Raw genomic sequence first — 11,925 nt, 5'->3', positions numbered from 1 at the left:
ACGATCTCGTAATCTTGAGCGGTGCAATCGCAGATATTCCTTGGATTACAAATTTGTAATGTCGTAGTCACCCGGCCGATATCCGCGCTTATCTAAAGTCACGCCGCTTAGCCATCAGCTATCTGGCCGGTTTAGTGCGGCTGAGGAAACGCTATCGACGAAGGGGGCACTGCACTGCAGTGTTGCGTATGTATCAAAAGAAACGCTTGTATCTGCTTGCTAGCGGGCTGCTTGGGCTCGGGCTGGCACTAATGTCGCTCGAGGTGGGCGCGCAAGACGGTCTGACACTGGAGCGGGCCGTGTCCCTTGCGTATGAACGCAACCCAGAATTTTCCGCTGCGCGGTCGGAGATCGGCATCGCAAGCGGTCTGCGCCGCCAAGCTGGGGTTATCCCGAACCCGGAATTAGGATTCGAGGTGGAAGACACTCAGTCCGATCGCCAGACTCGCTCAATCACAATCACTCAGCCGATCGAGTTAGGCGGCAAGCGCGGCGCTCGAATCGGTGTGGCGGACGCCAATCGCTCGATGGTGGATGCCGACCTTGACTTTCGACGCCAGGGGTTGCGTGCAGATGTGATCCAGGCTTTCTTCGCCGCCTTGCGTGCCCAGGAGGGCATGCAACTGGCCGAGGCCTCTCTGTCATTGGCCGAGCGGGCTGCTAAGGTCGCCGACGCACAGGTCGATGCCGGAAAAGTTTCGCCAGTGGAGGCGACGCGCGCCGATATGCAACTGGCGACCGTACAACTGGACCTGCGGCGAGCACGCCAGGAATGGGACAACGCTCGACAGATGCTAGCGCGCCTGCTCGGGACCGACGCACCGGAGTTTGGCAGTTTGCTGGGCAGTTTCGAACACCTGCCAGATGTGCCTAGCGAATCTGCATTATTGGCGCGCGTGCGTGAGAGTGCCGATATGCGTAGGGCTCTGCGCCAAGTGGCCTTGAGTGAAGCCGAGCTGGGGCTTCAGCGAAGCCAGCGCTACCCGGACATAAGCGTCAGTATCGGTAGCCAGTACGACGAAATCGAGCGTGAGCGCGTCAACCTCGTCGGCCTCTCTGTTCCGCTGCCTTTATTCGATCGTAACCAAGGCAATGTTCTGGCGGCCGCACGGCGGGCGGAGCAGGCGCGTGATCTTCGTAATGCGGCAGAGCTGCGCGTTCGTGCGGAGATCCAGCAGGCCCTTCGCGACTGGCGTACCGCACGTGCAGACGTCGAGGAAATACGCAACCGGATACTGCCGGCAGGACAGCGAACCGTGGAAGCGGCCACACGTGGTTTCAGTCTTGGCCGCTTCGCGTTCCTCGACGTGCTCGACGCACAGCGTGCGCTGATAGATGCACGCACGCGCTATCTGCAGTCATTGCAAGCCGTGGTCGACGCCTGGGCGCGTATCGAGCGGCTGTACGGACCTACCACTACCTTCGAATGACCGAAACGCCGCCATTACGTATTGGCGGTGGGGGAGCTTGCATGAAAAAACAGACGGGAATCGCTCTGGCGGTCGCTTTGGTACTGCTGACCGGCGTTGGCGTAAAACAGGGCTTCGTTCTTGAGGCGCAGGCCAGCGATAACAAGGCTGAGCACGCCGAGGATGGCCACGCGCATGAGGATGGAGAAAGCGGTCACGAGGAATCTGAGAACGACCATGGGGACGAAGACGGTCATGACGCTGAAGGCGATGGCCACGGCCATGGTGACGAAAGCGGTCATGGCGGTGAGGAGGACGAGCACGGCAACGAAACGCATGCCGAAGGTGAGATTGAGCTTTCCGAAGAGCAGATACGTGCCGCAGGCATTCAGCTAAGCAAGGCCGGACCGGCTGAAATCGGCTCGTCTGTATCTTTGCCGGGCGAGCTGCGTTTCGACGAAGACCGTACCGCACATGTCGTGCCCCGTGTGGCCGGCGTTGTCGAATCGGTTTCGGTCAACCTGGGTGACCAAGTGAAGAAGGGCCAGTTGCTGGCGGTTATCGCCAGCGAGCAGCTGTCCGAGCAGCGTAGTGAGCTGGCTGCCGCCGAGCAGCGCCTCCGGCTGGCTCGCACCTTGTTCGAGCGTGAGCGCACCCTATGGCAGGAGCGTATCTCTGCAGAACAGGACTATTTGCAGGCCCAGCAGAGCCTGCGCGTAGCAGAAATCGACTTGCGTAATGCCCAAGAAAAAACACGGGCGCTGGGCGGCGGAAGTGGCGCAGGCGTAGGCAACCGCTACGAGCTGCGCGCACCTTTCGATGCAGTGGTCGTCGAGAAGCATATTGTGCTGGGCGAGCGTGTGGATGAAACGACCAGCGTCTTCACTCTGACTGATTTGTCGCGGGTTTGGGCCACGTTCAGCGTACCTGCCCGTGATTTGATGCGCGTAACCGTCGGCCGAGAAGTCGAAGTTGTTGCCGGCGAGCTAGGCGTGCGAACAATGGGGAAGGTCGCCCATGTGGGCAGCCTGCTGGGCGAGCAGACGCGTGCCGCGACAGCCCGCGTGACCCTGGCCAACCCCGATGGGGCTTGGCGTCCCGGTCTTTTCGTGACGGTCCGAGTTAGCGCCGACGGACGTAGTGTTCCGGTCACGGTTCCAGTCGAGGCGGTCCAGACCGTCGAAAACGCGCCGACGGTTTTCGTTCGCACGCCGCACGGCTTCCAGGCGCACCCGGTTTCGCTGGGCCAGCGCGACGAAAATCGCGTGGAAATTCGTGACGGATTGCAGGCCGGCCAACAGATCGCGACCGCTGGCAGCTTCATCCTGAAATCCGAACTCGGCAAAGGCTCCGCCGAGCACGTTCACTGATCCTCCGGATACCTAACTCATGTTCGAACGTATTCTTCGCTTCGCCATCGAGCAGCGCTGGCTAGTGCTGCTGGCGGTCTTGGGCATGGCGGGCGTCGGGGTTTATAGCTATCAGCGCTTACCTATCGACGCTGTGCCCGACATCACCAATGTACAGGTTCAAATTAACGCCGCAGTCCCAGGCGCGTCGCCGCTTGAAACCGAGCAACGCGTTACCTTCCCCATCGAGACGGCGATGGCCGGCTTGCCCCACCTGCGCCAGACACGTTCATTATCGCGCTCCGGGTTCGCTCAGATCACCGTAATCTTTGATGATGGCACCGATCTCTATTTCGCCCGGCAATTGGTGAGTGAACGGCTGCAGGCCGCGAGCAACGAGCTTCCGCAGGGCGTGGAGGTCACTCTCGGTCCCATCTCCACCGGCCTGGGGGAAATCTTCCTCTGGACGGTCGAGGCCGAGCCCGAGGCGCGCCGTCCTGATGGTCAGCCCTACACGCCGACCGACCTGCGTGAAATCCAGGACTGGATCATCAAGCCGCAGCTGCGAAACGTTCGAGGCGTTGCCGAGATCAACACGATCGGTGGCTTCGCCAAAGAGTATCAGGTAGCGCCCGATCCGAAGCGCATGGCCGCTTACCGAATCACTCTGGAACAGCTCGTCGTTGCGCTTGAGCGCAACAATGCCAACGTCGGCGCCGGCTTCATTGAGCGTAACGGCGAACAGTTGTCGATCCGCACACCTGGCCAGCTCGGCTCCCCCGCGGACATTGGCAATATCGTCCTGAGCAACGCAGGCGGCGCGCCCGTGCGGGTTCGCGATATTGCCGAAGTGGGGATCGGTCGTGAGCTGCGTTCAGGGGCAGCCACCGACAATGGACGCGAGGTGGTCCTTGGGACCGCGTTCATGCTGGTAGGAGAAAATAGCCGTAGCGTGTCGCAGGCCGTCGCGCAGCGCTTGGAGATTATCAACCAGAACCTGCCAAAAGGCGTAAGCGCGATAACGGTCTATGACCGGACCGACCTCGTAGACAAGGCAATCGCCACGGTTCGCAAGAACCTGATCGAAGGCGCGATCCTGGTTATCGCCGTGCTGTTTCTCTTCCTCGGCAACCTGCGTGCAGCCCTGATCACAGCAATGGTCATCCCGTTGTCCATGCTGTTCACCTTCACCGGCATGGCCACCAACAAAGTCAGTGCCAACCTCATGAGCCTAGGGGCTCTCGACTTCGGCATCATCGTCGACGGTGCGGTGGTCATCGTCGAAAACGCCATTCGCCGGCTTGCCCACGCGCAGGAAAAACATGGCAGGATTCTGACCCGTAGCGAGCGTTTCCACGAAGTATTCGCGGCGGCCAAGGAGGCACGGCGTCCGCTCATCTACGGCCAGCTGATCATCATGGTGGTCTACCTGCCCATCTTTGCGCTCACTGGTGTCGAGGGGAAGATGTTCCACCCCATGGCATTCACCGTGGTAATCGCACTGTTGGGTGCCATGATTCTATCGGTCACCTTCGTGCCCGCTGCTGTTGCGCTTTTTGTCACCGGTAAGGTGCAAGAGAAGGACAACCGCCTGATGCGCGCGGCGCGCAATGGCTATGCGCCCGTGCTCGACTGGGTCATGCGTCATCGCACATTGGTATTCAGTGGCGCCGTCGCTAGCGTGCTGCTGTCTGCCCTGCTGGTGATGCGAATGGGTAGCGAGTTCATTCCGAGCCTTAGCGAGGGTGATTTTGCGCTTCAAGCTCTGCGCGTTCCAGGGACCAGCCTCTCCCAATCCGTGGATATGCAGCAGCGGCTGGAAAAGGCAATTGCCGAGCAGGTCCCGGAGGTCAAGCGTACATTTGCCCGAACCGGCACCGCCGAGATCGCGGCTGACCCGATGCCGCCGAATATTTCGGACAGCTATGTGATGCTCAAGCCCAAGGAAGAATGGCCAGATCCGGACAAATCCCGCGAGCAGCTCATTGAGGACATCCAAAAGGCGGCCGCATCTGTGCCGGGCAGCAACTATGAGATGTCTCAGCCGATCCAGTTACGCTTTAACGAGCTAATTTCCGGAGTTCGCAGCGATGTGGCCGTTAAGGTGTTCGGGGACGACATGGATATTCTCAACAAAACAGCTGATGACATCGCGGCGATATTGCAAGACGTACCAGGCGCTTCCGAAGTTAAAGTGGAGCAGACGACGGGCCTCCCATTGCTGAGCGTCAATGTGGATCGTGACAAGGCGGCACGCTTCGGGCTCAACATCGGCGATGTGCAGGATACCGTCGCCGCCGCGATTGGCGGACGGGAAGCCGGAACCTTTTTTGAGGGTGACCGTCGTTTCGACATCGTTGTTCGTCTTTCCGATACGCTGCGTGCCGATCCGGATGTGCTGGCTCGCCTGCCGATTCCGGTGCCAGCGGTAGCGGGTGCTGCCAACGACCGAATCGACTTTATCCCGCTGGCTGAGGTTGCCACGCTGGAATTCGTGCTGGGCCCGAATCAGATCAGCCGTGAGGATGGCAAGCGTCTGGTGGTGGTAAGCGCCAACGTTCGAGGGCGTGACATTGGCAGTTTCGTCCAAGATGCGTCTGCAGCAATCGCTGAACGAAACCCGGTACCGCCCGGTTACTGGACGACGTGGGGTGGGCAGTTCGAGCAGCTGCAGGCTGCCGCCAAGCGCCTGCAGCTGGTCGTCCCACTCGCCTTACTGCTGGTCTTCGTGCTGCTGTTCATGATGTTCAACACACTGCGCGATGGGCTGGTCGTCTTCACTGGCATTCCGTTCGCGCTTACTGGGGGAATTCTTGCACTCTGGCTCCGGGACATTCCCCTCTCAATTTCCGCTGGCGTCGGGTTCATCGCGTTGTCGGGTGTGGCAGTACTCAACGGACTGGTGATGATTGCTTTCATTAAAGGATTGCTAGAGGAAGGCCGGCCTTTATCCGAGGCTGTGCGTGAGGGCGCACTGGTGCGATTGCGCCCAGTCCTGATGACAGCGCTGGTGGCGTCGCTCGGCTTCGTCCCAATGGCGTTGGCCACAGGGACCGGCGCGGAAGTCCAACGGCCTCTGGCGACCGTGGTCATTGGCGGCATCCTGTCCTCGACAGCACTGACGCTGCTGGTATTGCCTGCGCTCTATTACACGGCTCTGCAGCGCCGCATGAAACGCAACGAAGAGGATGAGGACGCGAGCTGATATTGGTTTTCTCCCAACGTAGGCCAGGCTTGATGCTTGGCCTTTTTATGAATATCCAATCGAAGCTTCGAAGGGTCACTGAAAGGATTTGTGGCCCCAATGCGCTGGTAACGACTGACGGGTACGTTATCGAGAAACAAAAAAAGCGCCTCGAAAGGCGCTTAAATACAGCTTTACCAACGGGATTCGGAAGCTATCGGAGGCGAAGATTGTTCGGGTGAAGCGGTTATTCAGTTTTGGATTCTTTCTTTATTTGCATATTGCTCTGATCCGGGCGCGGATTCTTAGCTTCTAGTCCGTCTATTTTTTCTTCACCAGACTCGGTTTCGTGAATCCGTTTTTGTTCTGCACGAAACTTTTCGTTAAATTTCATTGAACGATCGTAGCCGTCTCCTGCATAGGATAATGCGGAGCCGAAGATTACCGATCCAACAATAATAGCTTTCAACAGATTCATATGGGCAGTCCTCGCTAAATTCAAAGTGGCTTGTTGAGCTTTCCCGGTGAGCTCTACAGGTTCTAACGAATTTTGCGCGACTGAAGATAACGGCAGTGTGAGCCAAACATTACATTATTGAAATGTAATCTTCCGCTGTGCAGCTTGAACCACGAAAGATGATGTGAAGATTACAAATCTGTCATATTCAGATCATGACAAGGGTTAGCCAGTTATCGGCGTATTGAAGGCAATGGCGCACGAACTCGGGCGATGATGGTCGGATTTCTGTCAACGGTTTGGAGGCTGTCTCCGTGTCAGACGGTACAAAGGCACTAGTATATTTATTTGTTGCTATAGACGACCGTTTGGCTTCCTGTGCTTAGTCTTTTTTTAGATTTTTAAGGGTGGTTAAAAACCAATGGGCCACGAACATAACCATAACACCGAAGCTATAGGCGATAAGCGTCTAATTGCTGCTATAGGCGTTAACGCCGCATTAACACTGGCACAAATAGTCGGTGGAATACTCTCTGGTAGCTTATCACTCATTGCTGACGCGCTACATAATTTGAGCGATGCCGCATCACTGGTTATTGCGCTGATCGCACGTAAGATCGGTCGCAGACCGCCAGATGCATTTAAAACCTTTGGCTATCGACGCAGTGAAACCATAGCGGCTTTGATCAACTTGGTCACCCTGATCATCGTCGGTCTCTATCTTATTTACGAGGCCATAGGCCGGTTGTTTTCCCCGCAGCCCATTGAAGGTTGGACAGTGGTCGTGGTCGCGGGAATAGCCTTGGTTGTAGATATCGTCACGGCCTTTCTCACCTACACAATGTCCAAGAACAGCATGAATATAAAGGCGGCATTCTTGCACAATGTGTCGGATGCGCTGGCCTCCGTCGGCGTTGTTATCGCCGGGACATTGATACTTCTGTATGGGTGGTACTGGGCGGATACTGTACTGACACTGATGATTGCTGGCTACGTGCTCTGGCAAGGCTTTAGCATGCTGCCTAAAACCATCCATCTGTTAATGGAGGGCGCGCCAGAAGGCGTTTCCGTCGCTGATATAATCAATGTCATGGAACAAGTAAACGACGTCGAGGGCGTTCACCACGTGCATGTTTGGGAAATCGCTGAGCATACAATTGCACTGGAAGCACATGTTGTCATCAAGAAGGCGAGTCTGCCTGGGATCGAACGAGTGAAGACTGATTTGAAACGTGTACTCCATGAGCAATTCAAAATCAGCCACTCGACACTCGAGATGGAGCTAGACGGCAGTGTTTGTCTCGACACCAAGCAGACCGACAATCACTGCAGCGAAGCATAAGCTTACTATGCGCTACAATTAAAACAAGGTATTAACAGAGCGAATAGCCGAATATCACTTATTGGCGCTATGCCCTCGACCTGCGACATATTTCAGGTATATAGATAAGCAGCTCGTCACGATAAAATTCAGCTAACTCAAGTGCACCTGCCGCAGGCTGACGCGATAGCAAGTCTCCTAGCCACTACCACTGACAACGCTCAGATCCAGCGGCGGACGCGGGCGCGGTAGCGAACGAATGATTCGCCGAACAGCGCCTCTAGCGCCCACTCTTCGGGTGCGATCTGGAAACGGTTCATGTACAGCACGAAGGCAACCACGCCCAGCAGGGTTAGAGGCGAGCCCAGGGCCAGCGCCCAAGCTGCTAGGATGATGGCGAAGCCCAGATACATGGGGTTGCGGCTGTACTGGTAGATGGTTCACCTCGTTGCAGTTTATCGCTTAACGGGGTGTCCACTCGTGCTGGGCAAGATCAGAACAGCGTCCGCTCATGTCGGACGTCTTCTGAAGCCATACCAGTTGCTGTATCAATCACGTATAGCCATTGATCCTTGCTCAGCGAACGCGCTCCATTGCTCCCTGGAATACGTCTTCCCCGTGAAGGAAGGCGGTTAGAGGCGAATGGGTTGACCTCGGTTAGATCCTCACCAACGGCATAGACAAAGAGGCATTTGCATACAGATATGCACTTATTAAGGGGCGCCTGAGATAGGCCCAATGGTGGGCCGGATAGCGGAGGAGGGGTGCATCCTGAGGAGGTAGATCGATCGCTTTTGGGATTGTGCCAATTGAAAGGCCGCCAGTCGGCATTGACCATGTAGCTGTCTGACTCATGCGCCATCCGACTGCCAATGCGAGTGAACCTGTCCCTTACAACCGGCCCAACCCAGCTGCTCGGCGGCTTAAGGCAGAATGCTACGAAGCTCTCGCTATCCGAGTGGTTGAGCTCTAGGAGCGGCTTCTGGGCCTCCAGGAGCGACCAAAGGAGTAAGCGCTCTGCATCAGTGCGGTAGCTGTTGAATGTTGTCTCGTTATCGCTGCAGGTTTTTAGGAAAGCACGTACTGCAACGTATCCCTCCTTGGCGCGAAGCGCCGCTGGAAACCCTTCCAGAAATGCGCGCACCTCAGGTAGCTCATATCGCAGCTCTGGGGATTGAAACTCAAGCTTTTTGAAGCGAGTAAGCACCTCAAAAAGAGGTTGTGGCGCGATCTTCATGACGTTGATCCCGGCTCTAAGCCCTAATAGCCATCGGCGTGCGTACCCGAGCGCGACGTGCGTTGTACTCATTCAGGCTAGTTCCGGATGCTTAGGGGATCAACTGATCGAGAGATGCGTGACCGAATCGAATGGACGCTCCGGTGAACTGAAGATTAGAAACGGCGAAGCACGTGAACCAAAGATTGGAAACGGGAGGGCACAGAGTGAACCGAAGGTTAGAAACGGAGAGCTCAATCCCGTTTCGAATCTGTAGTTACCAGAAATTCGAATCTTTAGTTCAGATCACTAAAGAATGCATCTAAATCAGCGCTTCTGGATCAGTATAGAGCAATATCCGGGTCTGGTGATTATCGGATATTACAAGCACCTTGACCGCAAGCTGGTCGTTACTTCACTCACGGTAATATCTGCCGTAGGTGTAAGCGATACTCGTAATACGTAGATCTCGCTGCAGTTCGGCGGGCTCGCGGGTTTGAGCAGCACTCCTCGCGCCACTGTCCCTCAAAAACCTGAGGCTAGATCCAAGTAAAACATTCCAATGATCACCACATTCTCCTGAAGAGGTAATAGCCGCATGCACCTGTCTGAGAGCTCCTTGAACAATATCTCGATATTTGACGAACAGAAAGCCCCGGACGCCCATAGCTAGTCTCCAACATGGGTACTCCCTCATCTTGCTCCGGCAACGGCGATAGACCTCGGCTTTTCCGGTAGCGTTTCAGATAGGGCAAGAATTTTGGGTTGACTGCGAGCCTTTGCGACGGCGTGCCTGGAGCATCTAGCACCAGCCACCACTTGCCGTCCTCAAGCACGAAGCAATCCATACTTGGACAGTATTCGCCAGATTTTGCGAGATCCGCAGCTCGCAAGTACATAAAAACCGTCGCCGCCACTATAAAAAGAGCACGCTCGTCTGTCGGATTGACTACTGCGCGGCACTCTAGAATCCGTAATACATGATATAGCTGGTCTGAACTAAGATATCTGCGAACAGGGTAAATCCCACTCTCTGCATTTCCATTGTGCGATCGAGACGCAGTGACCGGATTGAGTGCTGCCGCATCTTCTGCATGGAGAAAATTGTAAAAAGAACTACAGATGCTGTGTATCTGTCGCAAGGTACCCGTAAACGGTCGATAGGAGTCAGCCTCTGTTTGGCTTCGAATATCGAAAGGTCGCCAGCCTTCGTTAAAAGTCCAATTCCCATCATCTTGAATAAATCGGACCGCCGGCGAAGCACCGACCCAATTCGAAGGTGGCTTTTTGCAGAAAGAGAGGAACTGTCCAAATTGATCACGGTTTAACGTCAACGCCGATTTTCCGGCAAAAACCCAGCTCCAAAGAAGCAAGCGCTCAACAAATGTACGGTAATTACCGAAAGTCCCCGGGGCACGGTTATGGCGCGCAAGGAAGCGCAGGCTCCATTTAAAATCCTTCTCGACATCAAGCTCAGTCGAGAAACTCTTGAGGTAGGCCGCAACACAGGGGTAGCGAGCATAATACTGCTCGATGCCCAGGACCATTGACTCGGGACCGGCAAAGAGTGGATGCGGGTCTATGGTGTATGCTGGCATCGGAGACTCCAGCGGCCGGTGGCGAAATCTAGAGTTGCTTTCCGTAACCGTAGCAGAGCATTTCTAGTCTTGTTTTTATTTTTTTTAACCAGTCAAAATTGCTTCAGGAGTCCACTTTTTTGACTGTATATCGGCGGGCAACGAAAGGGTCTCCAGGATCCTGCAGCTTCAATATCATTGATTAATCTGTATTTTTTTTGAGCAAGATTTGTCTCTTTTATTGTCAGGAGCCACAACAGCCGAGGATACGGAGCTGGCAGACGCAACTCACATCCAATTTAACATAATATAGATTATGCGAACTCACATGATATTCCTGCAGGTGCTCGGCCAGCCACTTTTATCGCTCGTCGACCCTGCAGTTGACGCGCCGATCACGCTCGCTTCGATTGCATTTACGCTCTTCCTCGGAATGCTGCGCGAAATTCGCTGGGTTTGAGGCCAGCCTGCTTTCTGAAGAATCGGCTGAAATACGCAGCGTCGGCGTAGCCCAGGTCATGGGCGATCTGCTGAATGTCCAATGCGGTATATGCAAGCTGTCGTTGTGCTTCGCGCACGATGCGTTCGTTGATGACGGCTGTCGGCGATTCGCCGAGTTCTTCGCGGCAGGCTCTGCCCAGCGTGGCCGGCGTGATGCCCAGCGCTTCGGCATACAGTGCGAGCGGCCAATGCTGCTTGAAGTGCTGATCGATCAGTTCGCGGAACTGACCGAGCAATGCCGAGCGTCTGCCGTTGGCCGGCCTTGCGGTCAGGGTCGGCTGATTGAGCCGTGTGATCTGTACCAGCAAGGCGATCAGCAAGGCATGGCCGGCCGCCACGTTGTCGCGTTCCTGGCCTTGCGCTTCGTTCTGAATCAGCTGAATCAGTGGCCAGATGGGTTCCGTGCCATCCGCAATCCAAGGCAAGGGAATCACCACCGGACGCTGCATCATTGCCAGCAGATCGCTGGAGAGAATACGTGCCATGGACTCCAGCGGCCGTTGCGCTGCCGTGATGACCGGGCCATCGGTCTCCGCGCTATAGCGAAACGCATGCACGGTGCGTTGCGGCAGCAGGATCAGGCACGGCGCATGGAATGCCATGCGACTGTTCTCCAGCGATACCTCGCCCTGGCCGTTGCGTACGTAGACGACCTGCAGCAACGCATCGTGCTGATGGGGCCGGATTTCGCGCTGATGCATGTCGCCGCGGTCACTGATCCACTCCAGATGCAGCAGATCCTGCCACGCCGGCAACGCGGCCTGGCCGTACAGCGCGTAATTGGGAATGCGTCTGCTCATGGGAGGCCCAGAAGTCGAAACAACGAAAGTGCGCTGATTGTCCTGTTGCTTGTTCAATTTGTCACATGTGGATGTCGTTAAATGTCACGTCAACGCGTGCCGGCCGCCCTC

General features: G+C 56.0%; 7 protein-coding genes and 1 pseudogene. 4 read left to right on the top strand and 4 right to left on the bottom strand.

The window, feature by feature from the left end; translation table 11 throughout:
• Window positions 1–188: 188 nt before the first annotated feature.
• Genes ACVRRC_RS15505 through ACVRRC_RS15495 form a run of 3 tightly spaced genes read left to right on the top strand, consistent with a single transcriptional unit; the run spans window position 189 to window position 5,963 of the window.
• Complete coding sequence (locus ACVRRC_RS15505; RefSeq protein ID WP_048329176.1) at window positions 189–1,430, top strand: TolC family protein; 1,242 nt, start codon at window positions 189–191, stop codon at window positions 1,428–1,430.
• 41 nt (window positions 1,431–1,471) lie between these two features.
• Window positions 1,472–2,779: an efflux RND transporter periplasmic adaptor subunit gene (locus ACVRRC_RS15500; protein WP_013982155.1), complete on the top strand. Its 1,308-nt coding sequence runs from the start codon at window positions 1,472–1,474 to the stop codon at window positions 2,777–2,779.
• Between the two features lie 19 nt (window positions 2,780–2,798).
• Complete coding sequence (locus ACVRRC_RS15495) at window positions 2,799–5,963, top strand: CusA/CzcA family heavy metal efflux RND transporter (protein WP_020307698.1); 3,165 nt, start codon at window positions 2,799–2,801, stop codon at window positions 5,961–5,963.
• Between the two features lie 226 nt (window positions 5,964–6,189).
• Here the strand turns inward: ACVRRC_RS15495 and ACVRRC_RS15490 are convergent, their stop codons facing one another.
• Window positions 6,190–6,420: a hypothetical protein gene (locus ACVRRC_RS15490; protein WP_003282470.1), complete on the bottom strand. Its 231-nt coding sequence runs from the start codon at window positions 6,418–6,420 to the stop codon at window positions 6,190–6,192.
• Between the two features lie 400 nt (window positions 6,421–6,820).
• Between ACVRRC_RS15490 and ACVRRC_RS15485 the strand changes: the two genes are divergently transcribed.
• Window positions 6,821–7,741, top strand: a complete 921-nt coding sequence (locus ACVRRC_RS15485) for a cation diffusion facilitator family transporter (protein WP_011914465.1) — start codon at window positions 6,821–6,823, stop codon at window positions 7,739–7,741.
• Window positions 7,742–7,941: 200 nt separating this feature from the next.
• Here the strand turns inward: ACVRRC_RS15485 and ACVRRC_RS15480 are convergent.
• The 3 genes and pseudogenes from ACVRRC_RS15480 to ACVRRC_RS15470 form a co-directional block, all read right to left on the bottom strand.
• Window positions 7,942–8,157: pseudogene (locus tag ACVRRC_RS15480) on the bottom strand (methyltransferase family protein); the annotation flags it as partial.
• A 1,345-nt stretch (window positions 8,158–9,502) separates the two neighbouring features.
• Complete coding sequence (locus tag ACVRRC_RS15475) at window positions 9,503–10,534, bottom strand: integrase (RefSeq protein ID WP_472997198.1); 1,032 nt, start codon at window positions 10,532–10,534, stop codon at window positions 9,503–9,505.
• Between the two features lie 395 nt (window positions 10,535–10,929).
• A complete protein-coding gene (locus ACVRRC_RS15470) occupies window positions 10,930–11,814 on the bottom strand; it encodes a helix-turn-helix domain-containing protein (protein WP_013982794.1) in 885 nt (294 codons plus the stop codon).
• Window positions 11,815–11,925 lie beyond the last annotated feature (111 nt).

This window comes from Stutzerimonas sp. LR2 (genome assembly GCF_055755175.1).
Note: the sequence above shows the minus strand (reverse complement) of the source record. Positions and strands in the feature narration are given on the sequence as shown.

Excerpts from the sequence above, each read along its gene's own strand:
- ACVRRC_RS15490 (WP_003282470.1), bottom strand. The coding sequence starts at position 6,420 with ATGAATCTGTTGAAAGCTATTATTGTTGGATCGGTAATCTTCGGCTCC.
- ACVRRC_RS15485 (WP_011914465.1), top strand. The coding sequence starts at position 6,821 with ATGGGCCACGAACATAACCATAACACCGAAGCTATAGGCGATAAGCGT.
- ACVRRC_RS15505 (WP_048329176.1), top strand. The coding sequence starts at position 189 with ATGTATCAAAAGAAACGCTTGTATCTGCTTGCTAGCGGGCTGCTTGGG.
- ACVRRC_RS15470 (WP_013982794.1), bottom strand. The coding sequence starts at position 11,814 with ATGAGCAGACGCATTCCCAATTACGCGCTGTACGGCCAGGCCGCGTTG.
- ACVRRC_RS15500 (WP_013982155.1), top strand. The coding sequence starts at position 1,472 with ATGAAAAAACAGACGGGAATCGCTCTGGCGGTCGCTTTGGTACTGCTG.
- ACVRRC_RS15475 (WP_472997198.1), bottom strand. The coding sequence starts at position 10,534 with ATGCCAGCATACACCATAGACCCGCATCCACTCTTTGCCGGTCCCGAG.
- ACVRRC_RS15495 (WP_020307698.1), top strand. The coding sequence starts at position 2,799 with ATGTTCGAACGTATTCTTCGCTTCGCCATCGAGCAGCGCTGGCTAGTG.